The organism is Pseudomonas inefficax (assembly GCF_900277125.1).
Lineage (GTDB): Bacteria > Pseudomonadota > Gammaproteobacteria > Pseudomonadales > Pseudomonadaceae > Aquipseudomonas > Aquipseudomonas inefficax.
The window spans coordinates 110431-133978 of the sequence record NZ_OPYN01000179.1 but is presented as its reverse complement, the minus strand read 5'-3'; the positions used below and the strand labels follow the sequence as shown (position 1 = coordinate 133978).

Below are 23548 nucleotides of genomic sequence, written 5' to 3'. Positions count from 1 at the left end.
ATGGGTCTTGTTCGTAGCGCACTGGCGCTGGCTCTCGGCCTTGCCTTTACCTCGCTTGCCCAGGCAGCCGACCAGGCGCAGGTCAAGCGCGGGGAATACCTGGCCCGTGCGGCCGACTGCATGGCCTGCCACACTGCCGAAGGCGGCGCGCCGTACGCTGGCGGCCTGCCGATTCATTCGCCGTTCGGCACCATTTACGGCAGCAATATCACCCCGGACAAGCAGTACGGTATCGGCAACTACAGCGCCGACGAATTCTTCGCCGCGGTAACCGAGGGCAAGCGCAAGGACGGCGCCAACCTCTACCCGGCGATGCCGTACACCTCGTACCACCTGATCAAGCGCGAAGACTCGGACGCGATCCTTGCCTACCTGATGACGGTGCCGCCAATCAACCGCCCGGCACCACAGACTGCATTGCGCTTTCCGTTCAACGTGCGCCAGGGGCTTAGCGGCTGGAACATGCTCTACGGCAAGAGCGTGCAGTTGCAACCGACCGAGGGCAAAAGCCCGGCCTGGCAGCGTGGGCAGTACATGGTCGAAGTCATGGGCCATTGCGGCGAGTGCCATACCCCGCGCAACCCGATCGGTGCGTTGCAGCAGGACCAGCGCCTGAGCGGCGGCCTGCTGGGTGGTTACCTGGCGCCGAGCCTGCTGGCCCAGGACCTGGCCGAGCGCGGCTGGACGCAGCCGGACCTGACCACCTTCCTCAAGCACGGCATCAGCGCTCAGGGCAGCATGTTCAACGAAATGTTCCCGGTGGTGCACCACAGCACCCAGCATCTGGAGGATGCCGACTTGGCGGCCATGGCCACCTACCTGCTGGGTGACCAGCCACCGCCGGCCAAGGCCATCCAGGCGGTGGCACTGGAGCAGATGAGCGAAAGCGCCAGGCGCGGCCGCCAGCAGTACCTGAACGTCTGCGCCGGCTGCCATGGGGTGGACGGCGAGGGCAAGCCGCACATCGCCGTGGCCATGCGCGGCAACACCGTGCTGCGTCAGGCCGACTCGCGCAACCTGGTCAAGGTGATCCTCGAAGGCATCCGTGAACAGCAGTTCACCGGCTTCGAGCGCATGCAGCCGATGCCGGGCTTTGCCGACAAGCTCGATGACCAGCAGGTGGCGGATATGGTCAACTACCTGCGCCAGGCCTGGGGTGGATTGCCCGGTGACCTGAGCGTACAGCAGCTCGCCGAGCTGAAGGTGGAGTAAAGGTGCAGCATCTCGATCTACAGGTGGTCCGCCAGGCGTTGCAGTGGTCGTGCGGAGGCCAGCGGGTGTGGTTGTGCACGGTGCTCGCTACCTATGGCTCGGCGCCCCGTGCGCCGGGCTCGCTGCTGGCGGTGAACGCCAGCGGGCAGTGGCTGGGTTCGTTGTCCGGTGGCTGCGTCGAAGACGACTTTCTCGAGCGGGTGGGGCGGGGAGCGTTTCCCGAACCGGTGGCCATCGTGCGTTACGGCGATGGCAGCGACTCGCGTTCGAGCATCCGCCTGCCGTGTGGCGGCGTGCTGGAAGTGCTGGTGGAAAACCTGCCGGCCGAATGCGACGTGCAGGCGCACCTGCGTGAGCTGGAGAGCGCATTGCAGGGCCAGCGCCGTGTGCTGCGTGAAGTGAGCCTGCCCGAGGGGACGCGCCTGCTTGTCGATGACCAAAGCCAGGGGCCGCGTGTGGAGCGTGAGGGTGCCTGTGTACGCTTGCGTGTGGGGGCAGCCCAGCGTCTGCTGCTGGCCGGTTACTCCAGCGTCGCGCATTTCTGTGCCGAGTTCGGCAAGGGCATGGGCTTCGAAGTCATCCTCTGCGAGCCGCGTGACGAAGTGCTCGACGGTGTACGGCTGGATGGCATCGAGGTACGCCGCGAGCTGCCATCGGAGTTCATTGCCCATGGCGGTTGCCATGCCGACACCGCAGTGGTGGCGCTGACCCACGACCCGAAGATCGATGACCTGGCGATGCTCGAAGCGGTGCGCACCGAGGCGTTTTATATCGGTGTGATGGGGTCCCTGGCGACCTCCGACAAGCGCCGTGAACGCCTGCGGCGGATCGGTGGCCTGGGTGACGTCGAACTGGGCCGCATCCACGCCCCGATCGGCCTCAACCTGGGCAGCAAGACCCCGGCCGAGATCGCTTTGGCGGTGCTGGCCGATATTCTGCGGGTGCGCAATGGCATCGAGAGGGCGGCGCTGTGAGCGTGGTTGCGCTGGTGCTGGCGGCAGGAAGCGGCCGGCGTTTTGGTGCCGACAAGCGCCGGGCGACGTTGGCTGATGGTCGCAGCCTGCTGGCCCATAGCGTGGAGCGGGCTCGGGCGGTATTCGATGATGTGCGCGTGGTGTTGCGCGCGGGCGAGTGGGGCGAGGATTTTGCCTTGCCTGGCGATTGCCTGGTGATCGTCAGCCCGGACGCGGCGTCGGGGATGGGGCATAGCCTGGCGGCAGGCGCCAGGTCGTTGGGTGACAGCCAGGCGCAGGCGGTGGCGATCTTGCTGGGTGATATGCCTTGGATCGAAGCGGCAACCTTGCGTCGTTTGGCGGAAGCCGCCAGTACATCGAAAATCGTATTGCCACGGCATGCTGGGCAGCAGGGGCACCCGGTGATTTTCGGGCGGGAATTCTGGCCGGGGCTGGGGCAGCTTGCCGGGGATGAAGGGGCTCGGTCGGTGGTGCAAGCGCATCGGGATTGTTGTGTGGTGGTTGAGGTGGAGGATGCGGGGGTTTTGCTGGATGTGGATACGCCGCAGGGGCTGCTTTAGGCCCTGGTGTTCGCCACAACATGTCTAGCGCCTGTCAGATCGAGCGCCGCGCGGGCGGCGCTCGATCTCACAGGCGCTGAAAGGGTCAAGGTGAACACCCCCCCAACCAACAAAAAGGTCCATAATCCCCCCTTAATCCGCCCAAGGTGCAATGCCAGCCACACCATTCCGGGAGCCCCACCATGCACGTTCTGCTCTGTGAGGACGACGACCTGATCGCCGCCGGCATCTGCGCCGGCCTTGCCGCCCAGGGCCTGACCGTGGACCGTGTGGGCAACGCGGCCGATGCACGGGCGATGCTGCAGGCGGCGCAGTTCGATGTGATGATCCTCGACCTTGGCCTGCCTGACGAAGACGGCCTGAAGCTGTTGCGCCGCCTGCGCGAGAAAGGCGAGACACTGCCAGTGCTGGTGCTCACCGCCCGTGATGCGGTTACCGATCGGGTCGATGGCCTGCAGGCTGGCGCCGACGATTATCTGCTCAAGCCATTCGACCTGCGCGAGCTGGCCGCACGCCTGCACACCCTGCTGCGGCGGGTGGCCGGGCGGGCGGTGAATGTGATCGAGCACGGCCCGCTGCGCTATGACCCGAGTAGCTGCGAGGCAACCTTGGCCGGCCAGCCGGTCGACCTGTCCCGGCGTGAACAGGCATTGCTCCAGGCGCTGTTGCAGAATCCCGGGCGGGTTCTGTCCAGCGAGCAGCTCAAGGATTGCGTGTACGGCTTCAGCGACGAAGTCGAAAGCAATGCCCTGAACGTGCATATCCACCATCTGCGGCGCAAGCTGGGCAACGGCATCGTCGAGACCGTGCGCGGCCTGGGCTACCGCCTTGGCCCGGCCCAGGCGCCGGAGCAGGCCGCATCATGAGCCTGCGGGTACGCCTGAGCCTGATCCTGGGCAGTGCCTTCGTGATCATCTGGGCGCTCGCCGCCGCGTGGATGCTGCGCGACCTGCGCCAGCAGATGATGTTCTCGCTCGACCAGCGCCTGGTGGCCTCGGCGCGCATGGTCGCCGGGTTGATCGACCAGTTGCCGCAGCCGCTGACTGCCAAGGGCGGTGAGGCGCACTTTTCCGCCGATCAGTTCAGCGTGCCGGACGGCATGGCCTGCCAGGTCAGCTCGCTGCGTGGCGAGATTCTCGCCAGCAACCACAAGCACGATGGCGTCATGGACGATGAACGCAGCGGTTTCCGCGACCAGACCATCGACGACGCGCTGTGGCGCACCTTCACCTACAACCATGGCGATGTGCGTATCACCACCGCCGACCGGCACATGGAGCGCGAGGCGCTGAACCAGTCGATCCTGCTGGCGGCCTCGGCGCCGGTGCTGATGGCCCTGCTTGGCAGCCTTGGGTTATTGTGGATCGGCCTGGGCAAGGGGCTGGAGCCGCTCAACCGCATGCGCGATGCCCTGCGCCGCCGGCGCGCGGACAGTGTCGAGCCGCTGCAGGTGGCGGGCATGCCCAGCGAACTGCAACCGTTGCTGGAAACCCAGAACCAGCTGTTCCTGCGCATTGCCCAGACCATCGAGCGTGAGCGGCGCCTGACCGACGATGCCGCGCATGAACTGCGCAGCCCGCTGACGGCGATCAAGACCCACCTGCAGGTAGCGCGGATGACCGATGGCGCCGTGCGCGAGCAGGCGCTGGAGCATGCGGAGCAGGGGGCCGACCGCATGCACCGCACGCTGGAGCAATTGTTGATGCTGGCGCGGGTGGAGGGCAGCCTGTCGTTTGAGGATGGCGTGCAGTGCAGCGCCGAGCAGGTGGCCCGGCAGGCGGTGCAGGATGCCGGTGGCGGTGACAACCGACGCATCGTGCTGCGCTTGCCTGAAGCAGCTACGCAGATCTACCTGGGCATGCCCGCGCCGCTGGCGGTGGCGGCGCTGCGCAACCTGCTGGACAACGCCTTGCGCCATGGCGGCGACGAGGCGGTGGAGCTTGAGGTGCAGATGGCTGATGGCCAGGTGGGCTTCATGGTGCGCGACCATGGGCCGGGGATTGCCGAGGCGGACCTGGAGCACCTGACCGAGCGCTTCTGGCGCAACGGGCAGAGTGGTGGATGCGGGTTGGGGCTGGCGATCGTGCAGGCGATCGTGCAGCGTTGTGCCGGTAGCCTGAAGTTTGACAGCCGCAGTGATGGGTTGCGGGTGTTGTTGCAGGTGCCGGCGCGCTCGGCCAGCTGATCTTCACTGTCTGTGCCGGCCCTTTCGCGGGCTTGCCCGCTCCCACAGGGATCAGACCCTGTGCAGTACCTGTGGGAGCGGGCAAGCCCGCGAAAGGGCCGGCACAGGCAGAGTAAAAAACAGTAACAACCGCTAAATCCTCCCCGCACTCAAGCGTTTCCCAAGCGACGAACACCCGCACTTTCGCTTGCTTGCGAGGATTCACCCATGCCCACCGCTTCCTGCCTTGCCCAGGTCCCGCCGGCCAGCGCGCCGCGTGCCTTGTACGAGTTCACCGATTCACCCTTGCTGCAACGCCAGCAACAACAGGAATCCAACGCCCGCAGCTACCCGCGCCGTATCCCGCTGGCACTCAAGCGCGCCCGTGGCATCCATGTGGAAGATGTCGAAGGCCGCCAGTTCATCGACTGCCTGGCCGGCGCCGGCACCCTGGCGCTTGGCCACAACCATCCGGTAGTGGTCGAGGCGATCCAGCGGGTACTGGCCGATGAGCTGCCGCTGCACACTCTGGACCTGACAACGCCGGTCAAGGACCGCTTCGTTCAGGACTTGTTCGGCGTGCTGCCCGAGGCGTTGCGTCGTGAAGCCAAGGTCCAGTTCTGCGGCCCGACCGGTACCGATGCGGTGGAAGCAGCGCTGAAGCTGGTGCGCACCGCAACCGGCCGCAGCACCGTGCTGGCCTTTCATGGCGCCTACCACGGCATGAGCCAGGGGGCGCTGAGCCTTATGGGCAGCCATGGGCCGAAGCAACCGCTGGGGGCCTTGCTCGGCAACGGTGTGCAGTTCATGCCGTACCCCTACGACTACCGTTGCCCGTTCGGCTTGGGCGGCGAAGCCGGGATCAGGGCCAACCTGCATTACCTGGAAACCCTGCTGCTCGACCCGGAAAGCGGCGTGCCGCTGCCGGCGGCGGTGATTCTCGAGGTGGTACAGGGCGAGGGCGGGGTCATCCCGGCCGATATCGAGTGGCTCAAGGGTGTACGACGCATCACCGAGCAGGCTGGCGTGGCGTTGATCGTCGATGAGATCCAGAGCGGGTTTGCCCGCACCGGGCGCATGTTCGCCTTCGAGCATGCCGGCATCGTCCCGGACGTGGTCACCCTGTCCAAGGCCATTGGCGGCAGCCTGCCGCTGGCGGTGGTGGTGTACCGCGACTGGCTGGACACCTGGAAGCCGGGCGCCCACGCCGGCACTTTCCGTGGCAACCAGATGGCCATGGCGGCGGGTTCGGCGGTGATCGATTACCTGGTCGAGCATCGCCTGGCCGAGCATGCCGAGGTCATGGGGCAGCGCCTGTGCCAGCACCTGCAGCAGTTGCAGCGGGATTATCCGCAGTTGGGTGATGTTCGCGGGCGGGGGCTGATGCTCGGGGTGGAGCTGGTGGCCCCACAAGGGCAGCGTGATGCGCTTGGGCATCCGGCGGCTAACCGCGAGCTGGCGGCGAAGGTGCAGCGCGAGTGCCTCAAGCGCGGGCTGATCCTGGAGCTCGGTGGGCGGCATGGGGCGGTGGTGCGCTTCCTGCCGCCGTTGATCATCAGTGGCGAGCAGATCGACGACGTCGCGCAGCGGTTTGCCGAGGCGTTGATCGCGGCGGTCTGATCGGTTGCCGGGGCCGCTGCGCGGCCCTATCGCCGGCAAGCCGGCTCCCACAGGTACAGCGCAAGCCTTCAGGTCAGCGCAGTCGCTGTGGTAGCTGGCCCCACAGGTACAGCGCAAGTCTTCCGGTCGGCGCGGTCCCTGTGGGAGCTGGCTTGCCGGCGAAAGGGGCGCGCAGCGCCCCCTGGTAATCCCGACTACCAACCGCGCCCGGAACTCACCCAGAAGTTCACCGAGAGCGAGGTGGTCACAGACTCCACCTGGTGGAACCACCCTTCGGGCAGGAACAGCAGGTCACCGGCCTGCAGCATCACGCGCAGGAAAGGCACTTCGCGCGCCGCCGGAAAACGCTGGTAGTCCGGGGCATCGGGGTTGAAGTCGCAGCCGTCCAGGCCGCCCTTCGGGCTGGTCGACCAGGTGCCCAGGGCTGGGCGATGGTGCGGCGCGGCGAGGATGAACGATTTCTGCCCCCATACCTGCGCGAACAGGTTGTCGGTGTCGTCGCGGTGCAGTGGCGTCAGGGTGCCCTTGGGGCCGATCCATATGCGCGGTGCAATGAACTTCTCGCGGGCGAAGTACTGCGGGTAGCGAATCAGCGTCAGCAGTTTTTCCGGCACGATGTTGTTGCCCATGTAGGCCGGGGTTTCGCCGGGTTTGGCAGGGGTGTCCAGCGAGGCGATGAAGTCAGCCATGGAGGTGGAGCGGAAGTCACGGTCGGTGGAGAAGGTCTTCTTCACGTAGTCGCCGTGCCGGGTGATGCCCTGCAGTTCGGCGAAATGTTCCAGCGAAGCTTCGCGGCCCATGGTGAACAGCGGCCAGTCCTGCAGGGCATCACTGATGACCACCGGCGCCCCATGCTCCAGGTATTCGCGCTGGAAGCGTGCCAGCGACATGTCGGCGCGGGCAATGCGTGCCACCTCGCGCTGTGCCGGTTGCGCGGCCGACACCCGTTCGCTGAAGCGTGCCGGTGTCGGGTAGCGTTGGTTCATCGATACCTTGGCCGCCGGCGCGCCGCGGCGGGCGTTGCTGATGATCTGCGGCAGCAAGGTGGCCAGGCCCATGTTGCCGCTGATCTTCAGGCGGGCGCTGGCGAACAGTTCTTCGACGTTGGCGGTGCCGCCCATGATGCCGATGAAGTCACGCTCGGTCACCTCGATGGTGACGTCCGGGGCGCTGTGCCGACCCGCACCGGTGCGGCTGCTGTCGCGCACCTCCGACCAGAAGGCCAGGTCCTGGCTGAAGACGAACTGGAAAACGCCTTCGATGCCGACGGCATGGGCGTTGGCGAACAGTTTGCTGAGGATGCTCTGAAGGTCCACGGTATGCCTCTGGCGGTCTTTCGTTGTGCAGGGGTAACGAATGCTCGCACCAACGATTTAGCCGTGTGCACGGGTAATTTTTCGGCATGCTGCTACGTCCCGTAGGGAGGCTCGAGTCACATTTCACCCAAGGAACCCACATGGCACTGCACCCTGATCTGGCGGCATTTCTGGAACTGGTCGAATTTGGCCGGCTGACGGGCAGGAGCCTGCCCATGCACGCGATGGACGTGGCCCAGGCCCGTACCGAGTTCGAGGGCAGCTCGCAGGTACTCGACCCGAGCCCGCCCGGCAACGTCACGGCCAGCGAGTTGCAGATGACCGCGCGCGACGGTGCCCGCCTGGCTGCTCGTCTGTACCGCCGGGGCGATGCTGGGCCTGCCTTGCAGCCAGTGATCCTGTACCTGCATGGCGGCGGCTATGTGGTCGGCAGCCTCGACTCGCATGACTCGGTGTGCCGCCGCCTGGCGGCCTTGGGCGAGTTTGCGGTGCTGGCGGCGGACTACCGGTTGGCACCGGAACAGCAGTTCCCGATGGCCCTGCACGATGCGCTGGACGCCGCCAACTGGCTGGCTGAGCAGGCGGCGTCGCTGGGCCTGGACAATCGCCGGGTGGTGCTGGCAGGGGACAGCGTGGGCGCGAGCCTGGCGGCGGTGCTGGCCATTACTGCTGTGGAGCAGCCCGAGGCGCTGGCGTTCAAGCCGCTGGCACAGTTGCTGTTCTATCCGGTGACCGATATCTCCTGCCAGCGTGAGTCTCATCGCGAGCATGCCGAGGGTTACCTGCTGGAGACGCTCACCCTGGAGTGGTTCTACCAGCACTATGCGCCGCAGTGCGAGCAGCGCCTGGACTGGCGGGTATCGCCGTTGCTGTCGACGCTGCGCCAGCCTTTGGCACCGGCTTACCTGTTCGTGGCCGAATATGACCCGTTGCATGATGAGGGCATGGCCTATCGTGACTGGCTGGTGGCAGGCGGGACAGCGGTGACCTTTGCCCGGGTGGAGGGGTTGACCCATGACTTCTTGCGCATGTCGGGGATCGTTGAGCAGGTGGACGGGATTTACCGGGATGTGGGGGAATGGTTGAAGTGGGTCGGCGGCGAGTCCTGACTTGAGATTGCCGGGGGCGCGTTGCGCCCCTATCGCCGGCAAGCCAGCTCCCACAGGTACTGCACAAACCTTCAGGTCTGTTGGATATCTGTGGGAGCTGGCTTGCCGGCGATAGGGCCGGTACAGGCAACCTTCAAGCGCGCAGGTAGCGCTTCAACATCTCCACCAACCGCTCGATCTCTGCCTCGGTATTCAACAGCCCAGGCGCCGTCCGCACCACCGGCCCCACATCCCGCGACACCGCATCCACCACGATGCGCTGGCTGTTGAGGTAGCGGGCCACCTCGTCAGCATCCCGCCCCGTCACCCGGAAGAAGGTGAACCCCGCCGAATACTGCGTGCTGCGCGGTGTCACCAGATCAACCCCCGGCAGCGCTTCAAGCCGCTGCCTGAGATAGCCATTAAGCCCATGAATCCGCGCCTGCACCGCCGCCTTGCCCAGCTGCAGGTGCAGCTCGAACGCCTTGCCCAATGCCCAGCGGTGTTCGAACGCGTGGTAACCCCCGGGCGTCATCACCGTGGCAAAGTCCTCATTCTCGGAAAACGTCGCAATGGTCGGGTTCAGCTGCTTCAGTTCGGTGGACGCCGCGCAGATGATCCCGGTACCCCGTGGCCCGAACATCCACTTGTGCGTGCCGGCGATGAAGTAGTCGCAGTTGAGATCGGCAAAGCGCATGTCTTCGACGCCGAAGCCATGCACACCGTCGATCACGTAGATGATCTGGTCCTGCTCGTCACGCTGGCGATTGACCTCGCGCACCAGCGCGCCGATCTCGCCCACGGGCAGTTTCACGCCACTGCCCGAGTGCACCCAGGTCATGCCCAGCACCCGGGTTTTCGGCCCGATGGCCGCCGCGATGGTGGCCAGTACCTGGTCGCTGGTGACCTTGGCGGGGTCGTCGAACAGGCGCAACCGGTGCACCGGTGTGCCATCGCGCAAGGTGCGAAAACCCATGGTATGGCGGGCGGCCGAATGTTCGTGCACGGTGGTGAGAATTTCCTGCCCCGGGGCAATTTTCAGCCCGCCATAGATCAGCCCCAGGCCTTCGGTGGTGCTGCCGGTCAGGGCGATTTGCCGGGGCGTCACTTCGAGGTAGCGGGCTGCCCATTCACGCACGGCGGCTTCGTGCTTCCACTCCGACTGGCTGTCCCAGTCGACCATGCGGGCCGGGTGGCGGTCGAAGCGGGCACGCAGCGCCTCGATGGCTTCGCGCACGGGCCGTGGGTGCGAGGTGATCAGGAAGTTGGCAAAGTGTGCGTACGCCGGGTCGAGCTCGAACAGGTTGCGAAACGCGGCCCAGTCGCTGGCGGTCGCAGGGGGTGCAGTTGCCGCATGGGCGGCCGGCAGCAGTGGGCCTGTGAGGGGCAGGGCGGCCGCAAGCAGGCCGGCCTGCTTGAGAAAGGTGCGACGATCGTTCATCAAATGGCTCGCTAGGGTCAGGGGGATGAGGTGGCGACAGGTTGCGCGGCGCTCTGCACCTGCTCCCACACCCGCAGGAAGTTGCCGCCCCAGAGCTTGGCGATATCCGCTTCGGAGTAGCCGCGGCTGATCAGTTCGGCGGTGACGTTGCGTGCTTCACTGGCGTTCTGCCAACCGTCGATGCCGCCGCCTTCGTTGAAGTCCGAACTCAGGCCGACATGGTCGATGCCGACCTTGCGCACGGTGTAGTCGATGGCGTCGCCATAGTCCTTGAGCGTGGCCGGCGGTTCTTCCTCGAGAATGCCGTACAGCGCGTTGGCGTATTGGCCGACCTTCTGCTCGGGCCAGCCGGCGATCACCGGGTCACCGGGCATCAGTGCGTAGTCGAGGTTGGCCAGTGGCGGCAGGTCGTAGCGGGCGCGCAGGGCGTTGAGTTTGTCCTGGGTCTTGCTGCTCAAGGGCTTGAGATAGGTGGAGAAGGCCACCAGCTGGATCACGCCGCCGCTGTCCTTGATCAGTTGCAGCTCCTTGTCGGAGAGGTTGCGCCTGATATCGACCATGGCCCGTGGCGCCGAGTGCGAGGCCACCACCGGCGCGCGACTCAGGGTAACGGCCTGGGCCAGCGCCTTGCTGGACATTTGCGACACATCGATGATCACGCCCAGGTCGTTCAGGCGCTGCACGGCGCGCTTGCCGACTGGCGACAGGCCGTCCAGGGCATCGGCGGTGTCATTGAAGAACGGCAGTGGGCGCGAGGAATCGGCCCAACTGTTGTTGCCCACGTAGCTGAAGCCGAACATGCGCACGCCGCGGGCGGCCCAGCGGTCGAGTTCCTCTATGTCATCGCCGAACGCATAGGCATTGAGCATGCTGAGGAACACTGCGAACTTGCCTTCGCCGTGCAGGCGCCGCATGTCTTGCGGCGTATAGGCAATACCCACCTGCTGCGGGAAGTCGCGGGCCATGGCGGTGATGGCGTTGTAGCGCACCTCCTGGGTGTGGCGGGCGGCTTCAACGAAGCCTGGGGTGGGGCGGTGCGGGCCACCGTCACCGGTCCAGGATTCCGGCCAGGCGAAGATGGTCAGGGCCGCGCCGGACAAACGCCCGCGTGCGGCCTTGGCCAGGTCGAAGCGGCCATTGCCATCCTTGTCGGCCTCGCTGCCTTCGGTGCCGAAGGTCAGCGGCAGGGTGACATGGCTGTCGAACGAGATGATGCGTTCCTGCAGGTCGTTGGCCTGGCGGGTCAACTCCCTGGAGTAGCCGGCGGGTGTGGCGAAGTAGTGCCAGGCGGCAAACCCGGCGCCAGCGGCAACCGCCGCGGCCAGGCTGATAAACAGGGCTTTCTTCCAGCGTGGAGTCGTCATCTTGATCTCAATAGGTTCACCGTCGAGGGATGGGCACAGAGGCCGCCGCTACCTGCAGTGAACGAGCGCGCACCCGGGAAATTTAGCCGCTATCAGGTCGCTGGCGCAGGGCCCTGTAGGAGCGGCCTTGTGTCGCGATAGGGGTGCGCAGCGCCCCCATAATCTTTGCACCTCTGCAAAATTGCCGGGGCCGCCTTGCGGCCCTTTCGCGACACAAGGCCGCTCCTACATTGACCGAGTTGCCCTCAGGGCAGGGGTGGCAAGCCGCTAAATTTCACCTGCCGTGCAACGTTCTAGCCTTGGACGGGCCGTGCTCCATGGCCGCAATGAATGCACAGGTATGCAATGACGATTTCCCGACGCGGTTTCATCGCCGGTGTGGCATTGACGGGTGTGGTGGTGCCCGGTGCGCTGGGGGCGCTGTATGTGCAGCGCCAGCGTGCCGCCGAGGAATTCCCGGAAACCCCTGGCGAGGCCGTCGTCGAGTTGGCCGATACCCGCCTGCAGCAGCTGGGCGATACACTGCGCGGCATCTGGCGCTGGACTCTGCAGGGCAGGGATGCGGGGCTGGACGGTCTACCCACGGGTGAACTGGAGCTGTTCCTGGATGTGACGACCAGCGGGCGGGCCCTGCGCGGTTACCTGGATACCCCCGAGCGCCTGCGCGGGCCGGAAGAGCCGCGCTACCGCGTGGTAGGCGACCTGTTGGCGGACAAGCCGGGCACCCTGCGCTGGCGCCTGTTTTCGGCCCAGGCCCGCTATGAATGCCATAGCGTGCTCGACGAGGTCTGGGGCCGGTTCGGCAACGCCGGGCCGGCGACCCTCAGCGGGCGCATTGCACGCCTGGACCGCGCGCTGACACTGCCCGTGGAGGACAACCAGTTCCTGGCCTTGAAGCGCAGCTTCCCCGAGGCGCGCGAGCGTACCCCGCTGAACCCGCAACTGCTGGCCTGGCTGACCGCCCCGGAGCATCGCCTGTTCCACCAGCTGTGGCACTCGTCGCGGGACAAATGGCACAAACTGAGCAAGGACAAGCAGGGCGCCCTGCGTGGCCTGGGCTGGCAGCCCGGGCCGCGTGACCGCGAGCGTGACGCGCGGGGCCGGCACAAGGACCGCAACGGCTCGGGCGAGGATTTTTTCTTCATGCATCGGCACATGCTTGGCAGTGCCCGCGCCTTGCAGGACTTGCCGTCATGGACGCGCTTCCCGTTGCCGCAGCCGGAACTGGAGCGCGACCGGGCCGGCTTCGCTCGCTACTTCGACAACCATGACGGCAATGCCCTGCCGCCCACCTGGCTGGCCAGCGGTGATGCGGAATACACCCAGTGGGTACGCGACATCAAGACACCGGATACCTTCCATGGCAACTTCCAGGTCTGGGAGTCACGTTACACTGACCCGGAGTACCTGAGCACCTTGACCCTGGGCCAGTTCGGTTCGGAAGTGGAACTGGGCCTGCACGACTGGCTGCACATGCGCTGGGCATCGGTGCCACGCGACCCCTCCAACGGCATGCCGGTGCCGACGGCACGCACGCCGGATGATTTTGCCGAACGCTGGTTCGCCGAGCAGAACGATTTTCTCGGTGATCCGTTTTCATCCCATGTGAACCCGGTGTTCTGGCACTTTCATGGTTGGATCGACGACCGCATCGAGGACTGGTTCCACGCCCATGAGCGGCTGCATCCGGGCGAGGTACGGCGCCTGGAAGTCAATGGCGTGCCATGGTTTGCGCCAGGTCGCTGGGTGGAGGTGGCCGACCCGTGGTTGGGACCGGATACCCATGGCTGCTCGACGGTGCCGGGTTTGCGCCCCGGGCGCAGTGTAGAGATGGACCCGGAGACGATGAAGCTGGCGTTGCGCATCATCTACAGCGATGACGACCTGCTCGACAAGCTGCGGCCCAAGGTGCCGCAGCGGCCGTGGTATGCGCGCAACCTGAAGGTGGCGCAGCGCTCGCGTTCCGATTAAGCAAATCGGGGCCGCTTTGCGGCCCTTCGCGGGCTTGCCCGCTCCCACAGGTTTGGCGCTGAGTTCAGGCAACACGCGCTCTCTGTGGGAGCGGGCGAGCCCGCGAACACCGGCAAAGCCGGTGCCATGCGGCGCGTGGCATGAGTCGCCGGCAAGTCGTCTTCTACAACGGATCGTGCAGGGGGTCGACCTGCCACCCACCCCCCAAGGCCTTGTACAACGCCACGCTACCCTGCAACCGGGCCAGGCGCAGTTGTGCCTGCTGGTCCTGCGCCGCATACAAGGTGCGCTGGGTTTCCAGCACGCTCAACAATGTCTCCGCCCCCGCGCCATAACGCTGCTGCGCCAGGTCGAACGCCAGGCGTGCCTGCTCTACCTCTTCATCCTGCCACTGCCGCTGGTGGTCCACGCCCCGGATCGCATTGAGGGCTTTCTCGACGTCGGCGAAACCGGCCAGGATGCTGCTGCGGTAGGTCTCCAGCAACTCCATCTGTTCAGCCTCGGCCAGTTCACGCGCGGCACGCAGCCGGCCGTTGTTGAAGATCGGCGCGACCAAGCCGCTGGTGAGGGTGTAGTAGGAGCTGTCGAACAAATGGGCAAAGGTATTGGCGCCAGCCCCCAGGTTGGCCCCGAGGGTGAGCTTGGGCAGCATGGCGGCGCGGGCGACCTGCACGTTGGCGCTGGCGGCGGCCAGCCGTGCTTCTGCCGCGGCAATGTCCGGGCGGCGGGTGAGCAGTTCGCTGGGCACGCCGCTGCCAATGGCGGGCCATTGCAGGGTGTTGATCGCGTCCTGGCTGGCAGGTAGCGACTGCACCGGGTCGCCGAGCAGGGTCGCCAGGGTGACCCGGCTGTCTTGCCACTTCTGTTCCAGTAACGGCAGCTGGCGTTGCTGCGCGGCCACCAGGCTGCGCTGCTGGGCCAGTTCCAGGCGCGTGGCGGAACCGCTGCGCTGGCGTGCTTCGACCAGGCCCAGCACGTCTTGGGCATTGCGCAGGTTGAGGCGGGCAATGCGCAACTGCTCCTGCAGGGCCAGCCCCTGCAGGTAACTGTCAGCCACCGCGCTGACCAGGGTCAGCTCCACGGTCTGGCGGTCGAAGCGGCTGGCATCCAGGTTGCGCAGGGCATTTTCGCGGGTCGCCCGCAGGCCTCCCCAGAAGTCGATTTCGTAGCTGGCGCTGAGCTGCATGTCGAACGAGGTGCTGGTGGGTTCGCTGCGGCTGACATCCAGCTGGTCGTAGCCGTCGCCGTGCAGCAGGCGCTGGCGGCTACCGTCCAGGCCCAGCTTCAGCTCCGGTAGCAGCGGCGCGCCGGCAATGACGGCACGGGCCTGGGCCTGGCGTACCCGCGCCGTGGCGGCAGCCAGGTCGTGGGCATTGTGCAGGGCATGCTGCACCAGGCGGTCGAGTTCGCGGCTGGCGAAGGCTTGCCACCACTGTGTCGTTGGCAGTTGTGCAGAGGGTGATGCCACTTCGCCTTGCCAGGCGGCTGGCGCGGCGATGCCGCTGGCGGGTGTTGGCGGCGTGCTGCAAGCGGCGAGGCATATGCATAAGGTCGACAGGCTGATGCGGCTAGGCAGAGTCATGGGTTATTCGCTGGTAAGGGCTTTGACCGGGTCGAGGCGGGCGGCTTTGCGCGCTGGCATGAAGCCGAACACGATGCCGGTAACGACGGCGCAGGCGAAGGCGCCGAGCATGGCGGGCAGGGCAAAGGCCACTGCCACTTCAGCCAGCATCAGGCCGCCACCGATGGCCAGGGCCAGGACGATGCCGGCCAGGCCGCCGACCATCGACAGCATCACCGCCTCGCTGAGGAATTGCCGCAGGATGTCGCGCTGGCGCGCGCCGGTGGCCATGCGAATGCCGATTTCACGGGTGCGCTCGCGCACGGTCATCAACATGATGTTCATCACGCCGATGCCGCCCACCAGCAGCGAGATCGCTGCGATCGCCCCCAGCATCAGCGACAGGCTGTTCTGCGTGCGCGCCTCGGCCTGGATCAGCGCCGCGTCATTGGTCAGCTCGAAGTCCTGGCGGCCGTTGTGGCGCTGGCGCAGCAGCTTGTCGATGGCCGCTTCGGCTTCGTTGACCCGCGTGGAGTCGAGGGCAGCAACAGCGATGTAGTCCGGGTCGCGCTGGCCGAACAGGCGGATGGCTGCAGCGGAGTAGGGCACCACGATGCGCCCGTCGCTGTCCTGGTCGCCAGAGCTGGCGCCCTTGCCGGCCAGGATGCCGACCACCTGGAACGGCACATTGCCAATCAGCAGGTACTGCCCCAAGGGGTCGCGCCCAGGGTCGAGCATCTTTTCCCGCACTTTCTGGCCGATCACCGCCACCGCGGCAGCGTTGGTTTCATCGGCGTCGGTGTAGAAGCTGCCTTGCACCGCCGGCCAGTTGAAAATCTCGGGGAACCCGGTGTTGTTGCCACCCACGTAGAACCGCTGGCTGTTGTTGCCGTGGCGCACCATCATCTTTTCGCCAATCACCGGCATCACGTGCTTGACCTGCGGCAGTTGGCCGATTGCAGCGACATCGTCGAGGGTGATGGTGCCGGCCTGCTCGCCCAGGCTTGCCGGCTTGCCGTTGAGGTAGAGGATGTTCGAGCCGAAGGCTGCCATCTGCGCCATGACCTGGCGCTTGCTGCCTTCGCCCACGGCCAGCATCACCACCACCGAGGCCACGCCGATGACGATGCCCAGCAGGGTCAGGGCGGTGCGGAAGCGGTTGACCCACATCACCCGCCAGGCCGCCTGCAGGGCTTCGAGCAATTCGCCTTTCCACGCGCCGTGCAAGGTCGCGCCACGGTCCAGGCGCTGGCGCAGCTGGTCGGCCTGCAGCCCGCGGCCGTTGTCGACGGTAGGTGTTTCGGCGGCCGAATCGCTGATGATCAACCCGTCACTGATTTCGATCACGCGTTGCGCCCGCGCCGCGACGTTGCGGTCATGGGTGATCAGGATGATCACGTGGCCCTGGCTGGCCAGCTCGTCGAGCAACGCCATCACTTCGGTGCCGCTGTGGCTGTCGAGGGCGCCGGTGGGTTCGTCGGCGAGGATGATATGCCCGCCATTCATCAACGCCCGGGCAATCGACACCCGTTGCTGCTGGCCGCCAGACAACTGGTGCGGGCGGTTGCCGGTGCGGCTGGCCAGGCCCAGGCGGCCGAGCAGGGCGCTGGCACGGGCGTGGCGTTCGTTAGCGGCGATGCCGGCATAAATGGCCGGCATTTCGACGTTTTCCTGGGCCGAGCCCGAGGGGATCAGGTGGTAGCCCTGGAACACGAAGCCAAACGCCTCGCGGCGCAGCCAGGCCAGTTCGTCGCTGCCCAGCTCTGCCACATCCTTGCCGGCGAAGCGATAGCTGCCGGAAGTTGGGCGGTCGAGGCAGCCGAGGATATTCATCAAGGTCGACTTGCCGGAGCCAGAGGCACCGACGATGGCGACGAACTCGCCGGGATGGATGCGCAAGCTGATGCCATGGAGGATATCGACCTTGGGCGTTTCGACGCCGCCGTAGGATTTACGGATGTCGACCAGCTCGATCAGGGGTGTGCTCATTCAACCTCCGCTGACGCCAGGGGCGCCGATCACCAGGCGTTCGCCTTCGTTGAGGCCGTCCAGCACCTGCACCCGCAGGCGGTCGCTGAGGCCGGTGCGCACCTGGCGCTGTTCCACCTTGCCGTCGGCGGTCAGCACATGCGCCAGGCGCAGGCCATCGCCGTCGTCCAGCGCGGCCAGTGGTACGGTCAGCACCTGGCTGGCTTTGCCGGCGACAAAGAACACCTGCGTGGTCATTTCGGCCATCAGTGCGCCGTCCGGGTTGTCGACATCCAGCAGCACGCTGTACTGCACCACCTGGCTGCCGGCACTGCCATTGCTGACGCTGGCCGGGCTGCCGCCGCCCTGGCTGGCTTGCTCCAGTGGCTTGGGCGGGATCGGCAGCACTTGCCGAACGGTGCTGGTCCAGCGGCGTTTGCCGCCGGCCAGGGTGGTGAAGTAGGCGGTCATGCCCGGCGTGACCTTGCCGATGTCGGCTTCTGACACCTGGGCCCACACGGTCATCGGCGAGAGCTTGGCGATGCGCAGGATCAACGGGGTTTGCTGTTGGGCATTGAGGGTTTGCCCTTCACGGGCATCCACCGCCACTACCGTGCCATCCATCGGCGCGTAGATGCGCGTGTAGCCCAGCTCGGCCTCGTCGCTGCGCAGGCTGGCCTGGGCCTGGCGAATCTGCGCCTGGAACATGTCGATGCGCGCCTGGGTGACTTTCAGCTGTGCGGCGGCCGTTTGCATGTCCTCGTCGCGGGTGGCGCCGGCGGCGGCCAGGTCCTGTTGGCGTTTGAGCTGCTGCCGGGCCAGTTGGAACTGCGCGCGTTGTTCGGCCAGCTGGGCCTTGAGGTTGTCGATCGAGTAGCGGCCGGCATCCAGCCGGGCCTGCTGGGTCGAAGGGTCGATCTCGACCAGCAGCTGGCCTTTGCGCACCGTGTCGCCGACCTCCACGTGCAGGGTGTGGATCTGCCCCGACGCCTGGGCACCGACGTCCACGTAGCGCCTTGGTTGCAGGGTGCCCAGTGCGGTGACGCTGCTTTCGATGTCGGCGCGGGTCACGGCAACCGTGCTGAGCGGCTGTGCGCCATAGGGCAGGGCCTTCCAGGCCAGCAGGCTGCCCAGGCCGAGCAGGCCCAGGCCGGTGAGCAGGAGCCGGCGACGGGTGTTGGTTAAAGGTCTCATGCAGACATCCAGCCGAGGGGGTGCCAGATAGACGAAGGTGGCAGAGGGGGATTTAGCACGGAGGGTTTGGCGAGATCTCTGTGGGAGCGGCCTTGTGTCGCGAAAGGGGTGCGTAGCGCCCCCAGGAACTTCGCATCATTGCAATATTGCCGGGGCCGCTTTGCGGCCCTTTCGCGACACAAGGCCGCTCCCACGAACGGGCGCATACACTTGGGGCGGCGACGGCGTTGCTCCATGCACCTTGTTGCTGAGAATAATTATAATTTGTAAGATCGCACGCTGACATCACTCGGTCCCGCGTTGCTGCCTGAAAGGGCTTTCTGGCATAGGCTGGCAGGACGATCTCAGGTAACGTCGTGGAACATTACTATCGCGAACTGGTGGGCTTCCTTTCCGCGCGCCTGGGCAATCGTCAGGCCGCCGAAGACGTGGCGCACGATGCCTATCTGCGGGTGCTGGAACGCACCGACGCCGAGCGCATCGAGCACCCGCGTGCCTTCCTTTACCGCACCGCGCTCAACCTCGTGGTCGACCGCCACCGGCGGCATCAGGTACGCCAGGCCGAGCCGCTGGAGGTGCTGGACAGCGACGAGCGCTGGCACACCCCGGCGCCGACCTACAACATGCAGTTCGACCAGCGGCTGGCGCTGATGCAGCGCGCCCTGGGTGAGCTGAGCAAGGTCTGCCGCGACTGCTTCCTGCTGCGCAAGCTGGAAGGTCTGTCACACCAGCAGATTGCCGAGCACCTGGGGATTTCCCGCAGCCTGGTGGAAAAGCACATCGTCAATGCCATGAAGCACTGCCGGGTGCGCATGCGCGAGTGGGAATCCTGAGCGCCGGGTTGAATGTAGATGAAAATTCCGTCAGTCGATCACTTGATTTCCGCGGTTTTCCCGACTTCTATCAAAGAAGACCCCTGCCAGGCGTAGCCTTGGCAACAGCCGTTACTGGCGCAGTATGGTCATGGAGCCTACCCATTACCCAACTGCCCAGGTCCCGCCATGGCCAACAAGACCCTGCGCATCCTCATCGCCGACGCACACCCCTGCCAGCGCCTGCAGCTGGAGCGGCTGCTCAACGGCCTGGGTTACTACCGGATAGCGCCAGTGGACAGCTTCGAGGAGCTGCAGCGCCTGGTGCTGAGTGCCTTGCAGCCTTTCCACCTGTTGTTGGGCAATATCGAGCTGGCCAGCCATGCCGGGGTCGATCTGGCGCGCTTCTGTCGCGTCAGCACGCAGATCCAGCATGCCCTGCTTTATCACTCTACCCAGTTGCAGGTGCCATTGGTGCCGCAGACCGAGCGCCAGGCCGTCAGCCTGAGCCTGCCCCAGGCGCCCGACAACGAGGCACTGGAGGCATTCATGGCGATCATCGATACGCCGCTGCTGGTCGGCAAGCCGCCGCTGCCGGGCAGCATGCCGGCTGCTACGGCGCGGCCACGGCCCCGGGCCAATTTCGTCAATAGCATGTTCAGCCGCTAAAGCCGCCGCGGGCGGGGCAAGGGGGCAGCTATTTGCTATCCTCTTGCCCTTTGCCGATTTGCGGACCCTGCCATGACTGCCATCGATACCGCTCGCCCGCCCCGGTTCAGCCGCGGCGACCACCGGACCCTGGGCCTGGCGGCGTTGGGCGGCGCGCTGGAAATCTACGACTTCATCATCTTCGTATTCTTTGCGCTGACCCTCAGCCAGCTGTTCTTCCCGCCCGAGATGCCCGAATGGCTGCGCCTGCTGCAAAGCTTCGGAATCTTTGTCACCGGCTACCTGGCGCGGCCGCTGGGTGGCATCCTGATGGCGCATTTCGCCGACCACCTGGGGCGCAAGCGGGTGTTCAGCCTGAGTATCCTGATGATGGCCCTGCCGTGCCTGTTGATCGGGGTGATGCCGACTTACGCCGACATCGGCTATGCCGCGCCGCTGATCCTGCTGGCCCTGCGCATCCTGCAGGGCGCGGCGGTGGGCGGCGAGGTGCCGAGCGCCTGGACCTTCGTCGCCGAGCACGCGCCAGCCGGTCGCCGCGGCTACGCCTTGGGCTTCCTGCAGGCCGGGCTGACCTTCGGCTACCTGCTGGGGGCGTTGACCGCGACCTTGCTGGCACAGCTGTTCACCCCGCAGGAAATCCTCGACTACGCCTGGCGCTATCCGTTCCTGCTCGGCGGGGTATTCGGCGTGATCGGCGTGTGGCTGCGTCGTTGGCTCAGCGAAACACCGGTGTTCCTTGCCCTGCGCGCGCGCCAGCAGCAGCCGGTGAGCTTCCCGCTGCGGCGGGTACTGGGCGAACACCGCCGGGCGTTGGTACCGGCGGCGCTGCTGACCTGTGTGCTGACGTCCGCCGTGGTGGTGCTGGTGGTGATTACCCCGACGGTGATGCAGCAGCGCTTCGGCATGACGGCGGGGCATACCTTCGCTCTGAGCAGCGTGGGCATCGTCTTCCTCAATATCGGTTGCGTGCTGGCCGGGTTGCTGGTCGACCGCGCGGGCGCCTGGCGCGCACTGATGCTCTACAGCCTGCTGCTGCCGCTGGGCATCGGCGCGTTGTACGCCAGCCTGGTGGGGCAGTGGGGCATGACCTGGCTGGCCTATGCGCTGGCGGGGTTGAGCTGCGGTGTGGTGGGAGTGGTGCCGTCAGTGATGGTCGGGTTGTTCCCGGCCGAGATCCGCGTGTCGGGCATTTCCTTCACCTACAACGTGGCCTACGCACTTTGGGCCAGCACCACACCGCTGGCGCTGATTGCGCTGATGCCGTGGAGCCCGTGGGTGTGTGTCGGCTTTTGTCTGGTCATGGGCACGGTCGGGCTGCTTACCGCCTGGTATTTCGGGCGTCGCGAGTCGCTCGCAATGACTGAGCCAGACCTCCAGCTCACGCAGTCATTGTAGGAGCGGCCTTGTGTCGCGATAGGGCTGCGCAGCAGCCCCGGCAGTTTGTGCTGGTGCGGAGATCTTGGGGCCGCTGCGCGCCCCATCGCGACACAAGGCCGCTCCTACACGGGCCAATACAGCCAGAACAGGCAAAACAAAAAGCCCCCGGCTCGTGAGAACCGGGGGCTTTTAATTAGCGCAAGGGCAGGGCCTTACATGTTCGGGTAGTTCGGCCCGCCAGCGCCTTCAGGGGTGACCCAGGTGATGTTCTGGGCCGGGTCCTTGATGTCGCAGGTCTTGCAGTGCACGCAGTTCTGCGCGTTGATCTGGAAGCGCTTGTTGCCGTCCTCCTGGGTGACCACTTCGTACACGCCCGCCGGGCAGTAGCGCTGGGCCGGCTCGTCGTACAGCGGCAGGTTGCTGGCGATCGGCACGTTCGGGTCGGCAAGCTTCAGGTGGCAGGGTTGTTCCTCTTCGTGGTTGGTGCTGGAGAGGAATACCGAGCTGAGCTTGTCGAAGCTGAGCTTGCCGTCCGGTTTCGGGTAATCGATCTTCTGCGACTCGGCCGCCAGCTTGAGGCAGGCGTAGTCCGGCTTGGTGTCGTGCAGGGTGAACGGCAGCTTGCCGCCGAACCAGTTCTGGTCGACATAGTTGAACGCTGCGCCCAGCAGTGGGCCGAACTTGTGCATGGCCGGGCCGAAGTTGCGGCTGGCGAACAGCTCCTCGTACAGCCAGCTCGCCTTGAAGGCGCTGACGTAGCCGTTCAGCTGGTCACCGCCCTCGCTGCCGGCGATCAGAGCGTCGGCCACCGCTTCGGCGGCCAGCATGCCGGACTTCATCGCGGTGTGGCTGCCCTTGATTTTGGCGAAGTTCAGGGTGCCCAGGTCACAGCCGATCAGCGCGCCGCCGTTGAAGACCATCTTCGGCAGCGAGTTGAAGCCGCCCTTGCAGATGGCACGGGCACCATAGCTGATGCGCTTGCCGCCTTCGAGGTACTGGCTCATCACCGGGTGGTGCTTCAGGCGCTGGAATTCGTCAAACGGCGACAGGTACGGGTTGGCGTAGGACAAATCGACGATCAGGCCGACCACCACCTGGTTGTTTTCCAGGTGATAGAGGAACGAGCCGCCGGTGTTGTCCTTGGCCATCACATCCAGCGGCCAGCCGGCGGTGTGCACCACCAGGCCCTGCTCGTGCTTGGCCGGGTCGATTTCCCAGATTTCCTTCAGGCCGATGCCGTAGTGCTGGACGTCGGCTTCGCTATCCAGGTTGAAGCGCTTGATCAGTTGCTTGCCGATGTGGCCACGGCAACCTTCGGCGAACAGGGTGTACTTGCCACGCAGCTCCATGCCAGGGGTGTACATACCATCTTTCGGGTTGCCTTCACGGTCGACGCCCATGTCACCGGTGACAATGCCGCGCACCACGCCGTTTTCATCGAACAGCGCTTCCTGGGCGGCGAAGCCTGGGTAGACTTCCACGCCCAGGTTCTCGGCCTGCTGGGCCAGCCAGCGGCAGAGGTTGCCCAGCGAGATGATGTAGTTGCCCTGGTTGTGCATGGTCTTGGGCACGAACAGGTCAGGCACCTTGGTCGAACTGCCGGCATCCTTGAGCACGTAGATGTCGTCACGCTTCACTTCGGTGTTCAACGGCGCGCCGAGCTCTTTCCAGTCTGGGAACAGCTCGTTCAGGGCGCGAGGTTCGAACACTGCGCCGGAGAGGATGTGGGCGCCGACTTCAGAGCCTTTTTCCACCACGCAGACGCTGATTTCGCTACCGGCTTCGGCGGCCTTCTGCTTCAGGCGGCAGGCGGCGGACAGGCCCGCCGGGCCTGCGCCGACGATGACCACGTCGAATTCCATGTATTCGCGTTCCACTGGTTCTCTCCTACTCATCAAGGCTCGTGCTGTTGCTTTGTCTTATGGGTGCGGGGGCATTCGCAGCGGTTCTACGCAACGGCGGAACTGTAGCTGGGCAAATGACGGACTACACCGTTTTGTCTTGGCCGCGCATTATATCTACACCACTTGGCGGGTCCAATACAAACGTTTGTTTGAATTTGCCGCAGGCCAGTAAAATCACAGGAACGCGGCTGGAGGGTGACCGATTTGCCGTATTGACCGGATTGGGTGTTACGGTCAAGATACGAGCGGTTTTACGTTCGCCGTAGGCTTGCAGCCGGGCGCAGGTACACCTCTAAAGACCAGGTGTGGAGCAGGGTTTTGCGGCCTTGGGCCGGTTTGTAGTGGAGTTTACA

At 65.6% G+C, this 23548-nt stretch carries 18 protein-coding genes; 11 read left to right on the top strand and 7 right to left on the bottom strand.

The window, feature by feature from the left end; all coding sequences use genetic code 11:
• From JV551A3_RS22170 to JV551A3_RS22145, 6 genes are all read left to right on the top strand, one after another.
• Positions 1-1212, top strand: coding sequence for a cytochrome c (locus JV551A3_RS22170; protein ID WP_133974235.1), 1212 nt, complete (start codon positions 1-3; stop codon positions 1210-1212).
• A 2-nt stretch (positions 1213-1214) separates the two neighbouring features.
• Positions 1215-2186: an XdhC family protein gene (locus JV551A3_RS22165; RefSeq protein WP_133974233.1), complete on the top strand. Its 972-nt coding sequence runs from the start codon at positions 1215-1217 to the stop codon at positions 2184-2186.
• A complete protein-coding gene (locus tag JV551A3_RS22160) occupies positions 2183-2746 on the top strand; it encodes a nucleotidyltransferase family protein (RefSeq protein WP_133974231.1) in 564 nt (187 codons plus the stop codon). The genes JV551A3_RS22165 and JV551A3_RS22160 overlap by 4 nt, the downstream gene beginning before the upstream one ends.
• A 182-nt stretch (positions 2747-2928) precedes the next feature.
• Complete coding sequence (locus JV551A3_RS22155; protein ID WP_133974229.1) at positions 2929-3612, top strand: response regulator; 684 nt, start codon at positions 2929-2931, stop codon at positions 3610-3612.
• Entirely contained in the window at positions 3609-4931 is a 1323-nt protein-coding gene (locus JV551A3_RS22150) for an ATP-binding protein (RefSeq protein ID WP_085691602.1), read from the top strand. Before JV551A3_RS22155 ends, JV551A3_RS22150 begins: the two co-directional genes overlap by 4 nt.
• Positions 4932-5138: 207 nt before the next feature.
• Positions 5139-6530 carry an aspartate aminotransferase family protein gene (locus JV551A3_RS22145; RefSeq protein WP_133979123.1) on the top strand — a complete coding sequence of 464 codons (1392 nt, stop codon included), beginning with the start codon at positions 5139-5141 and terminating at the stop codon, positions 6528-6530.
• A 194-nt stretch (positions 6531-6724) separates the two neighbouring features.
• Here JV551A3_RS22145 and JV551A3_RS22140 read toward each other — a convergent pair whose 3' ends face one another.
• On the bottom strand, positions 6725-7846 hold the full coding sequence (locus tag JV551A3_RS22140) for a cupin-like domain-containing protein (protein ID WP_133974225.1): 1122 nt from the start codon (positions 7844-7846) through the stop codon (positions 6725-6727).
• Between the two features lie 140 nt (positions 7847-7986).
• Between JV551A3_RS22140 and JV551A3_RS22135 the strand changes: the two genes are divergently transcribed.
• The gene (locus JV551A3_RS22135; protein WP_133979121.1) at positions 7987-8955 is read left to right on the top strand and encodes an alpha/beta hydrolase; all 969 of its coding nucleotides are present in this window, start codon (positions 7987-7989) and stop codon (positions 8953-8955) included.
• 133 nt (positions 8956-9088) lie between these two features.
• On the opposite strand, the gene pvdN is transcribed toward JV551A3_RS22135, so the two are convergent.
• Positions 9089-10375 carry a pyoverdine-tailoring periplasmic protein PvdN gene (gene pvdN, locus JV551A3_RS22130; protein ID WP_133979119.1) on the bottom strand — a complete coding sequence of 429 codons (1287 nt, stop codon included), beginning with the start codon at positions 10373-10375 and terminating at the stop codon, positions 9089-9091.
• A 17-nt stretch (positions 10376-10392) separates the two neighbouring features.
• The gene (locus JV551A3_RS22125; RefSeq protein ID WP_133974219.1) at positions 10393-11739 is read right to left on the bottom strand and encodes a dipeptidase; all 1347 of its coding nucleotides are present in this window, start codon (positions 11737-11739) and stop codon (positions 10393-10395) included.
• A 345-nt stretch (positions 11740-12084) separates the two neighbouring features.
• On the opposite strand from JV551A3_RS22125, the gene pvdP reads away from it, so the two are divergent.
• Positions 12085-13710 (top strand): pyoverdine maturation tyrosinase PvdP, encoded by a 1626-nt coding sequence (pvdP, locus tag JV551A3_RS22120; protein ID WP_133974217.1) that lies wholly within the window; start codon positions 12085-12087, stop codon positions 13708-13710.
• Between the two features lie 163 nt (positions 13711-13873).
• Here pvdP and JV551A3_RS22115 read toward each other — a convergent pair whose 3' ends face one another.
• Genes JV551A3_RS22115 through JV551A3_RS22105 form a run of 3 tightly spaced genes read right to left on the bottom strand, consistent with a single transcriptional unit; the run spans position 13874 to position 18433 of the window.
• Complete coding sequence (locus JV551A3_RS22115) at positions 13874-15292, bottom strand: efflux transporter outer membrane subunit (protein WP_133974213.1); 1419 nt, start codon at positions 15290-15292, stop codon at positions 13874-13876.
• A gap of 3 nt (positions 15293-15295) precedes the next feature.
• Positions 15296-17260: a MacB family efflux pump subunit gene (locus JV551A3_RS22110; protein WP_133974211.1), complete on the bottom strand. Its 1965-nt coding sequence runs from the start codon at positions 17258-17260 to the stop codon at positions 15296-15298.
• On the bottom strand, positions 17261-18433 hold the full coding sequence (locus JV551A3_RS22105; RefSeq protein ID WP_133974209.1) for an efflux RND transporter periplasmic adaptor subunit: 1173 nt from the start codon (positions 18431-18433) through the stop codon (positions 17261-17263).
• Positions 18434-18789: 356 nt separating this feature from the next.
• Between JV551A3_RS22105 and JV551A3_RS22100 the strand changes: the two genes are divergently transcribed.
• The 3 genes from JV551A3_RS22100 (at position 18790) to JV551A3_RS22090 (ending at position 21309) form a co-directional block, all read left to right on the top strand.
• Positions 18790-19266, top strand: a complete 477-nt coding sequence (locus tag JV551A3_RS22100) for a sigma-70 family RNA polymerase sigma factor (RefSeq protein WP_133974207.1) — start codon at positions 18790-18792, stop codon at positions 19264-19266.
• 168 nt (positions 19267-19434) lie between these two features.
• A complete protein-coding gene (locus JV551A3_RS22095) occupies positions 19435-19914 on the top strand; it encodes a histidine kinase (RefSeq protein ID WP_133974205.1) in 480 nt (159 codons plus the stop codon).
• 72 nt (positions 19915-19986) lie between these two features.
• Positions 19987-21309 carry an MFS transporter gene (locus tag JV551A3_RS22090; RefSeq protein WP_133974203.1) on the top strand — a complete coding sequence of 441 codons (1323 nt, stop codon included), beginning with the start codon at positions 19987-19989 and terminating at the stop codon, positions 21307-21309.
• A 194-nt stretch (positions 21310-21503) separates the two neighbouring features.
• On the opposite strand, the gene JV551A3_RS22085 is transcribed toward JV551A3_RS22090, so the two are convergent.
• Positions 21504-23186 carry an electron transfer flavoprotein-ubiquinone oxidoreductase gene (locus JV551A3_RS22085; protein WP_133974201.1) on the bottom strand — a complete coding sequence of 561 codons (1683 nt, stop codon included), beginning with the start codon at positions 23184-23186 and terminating at the stop codon, positions 21504-21506.
• Positions 23187-23548 lie beyond the last annotated feature (362 nt).

Excerpts from the sequence above, each read along its gene's own strand:
- JV551A3_RS22170 (WP_133974235.1), top strand. The coding sequence starts at position 1 with ATGGGTCTTGTTCGTAGCGCACTGGCGCTGGCTCTCGGCCTTGCCTTT.
- JV551A3_RS22155 (WP_133974229.1), top strand. The coding sequence starts at position 2,929 with ATGCACGTTCTGCTCTGTGAGGACGACGACCTGATCGCCGCCGGCATC.
- JV551A3_RS22150 (WP_085691602.1), top strand. The coding sequence starts at position 3,609 with ATGAGCCTGCGGGTACGCCTGAGCCTGATCCTGGGCAGTGCCTTCGTG.
- JV551A3_RS22145 (WP_133979123.1), top strand. The coding sequence starts at position 5,139 with ATGCCCACCGCTTCCTGCCTTGCCCAGGTCCCGCCGGCCAGCGCGCCG.
- JV551A3_RS22135 (WP_133979121.1), top strand. The coding sequence starts at position 7,987 with ATGGCACTGCACCCTGATCTGGCGGCATTTCTGGAACTGGTCGAATTT.
- pvdN (WP_133979119.1), bottom strand. The coding sequence starts at position 10,375 with ATGAACGATCGTCGCACCTTTCTCAAGCAGGCCGGCCTGCTTGCGGCC.
- JV551A3_RS22125 (WP_133974219.1), bottom strand. The coding sequence starts at position 11,739 with ATGACGACTCCACGCTGGAAGAAAGCCCTGTTTATCAGCCTGGCCGCG.
- pvdP (WP_133974217.1), top strand. The coding sequence starts at position 12,085 with ATGACGATTTCCCGACGCGGTTTCATCGCCGGTGTGGCATTGACGGGT.
- JV551A3_RS22115 (WP_133974213.1), bottom strand. The coding sequence starts at position 15,292 with ATGACTCTGCCTAGCCGCATCAGCCTGTCGACCTTATGCATATGCCTC.
- JV551A3_RS22110 (WP_133974211.1), bottom strand. The coding sequence starts at position 17,260 with ATGAGCACACCCCTGATCGAGCTGGTCGACATCCGTAAATCCTACGGC.
- JV551A3_RS22105 (WP_133974209.1), bottom strand. The coding sequence starts at position 18,433 with ATGAGACCTTTAACCAACACCCGTCGCCGGCTCCTGCTCACCGGCCTG.
- JV551A3_RS22095 (WP_133974205.1), top strand. The coding sequence starts at position 19,435 with ATGGCCAACAAGACCCTGCGCATCCTCATCGCCGACGCACACCCCTGC.
- JV551A3_RS22090 (WP_133974203.1), top strand. The coding sequence starts at position 19,987 with ATGACTGCCATCGATACCGCTCGCCCGCCCCGGTTCAGCCGCGGCGAC.
- JV551A3_RS22085 (WP_133974201.1), bottom strand. The coding sequence starts at position 23,186 with ATGAGTAGGAGAGAACCAGTGGAACGCGAATACATGGAATTCGACGTG.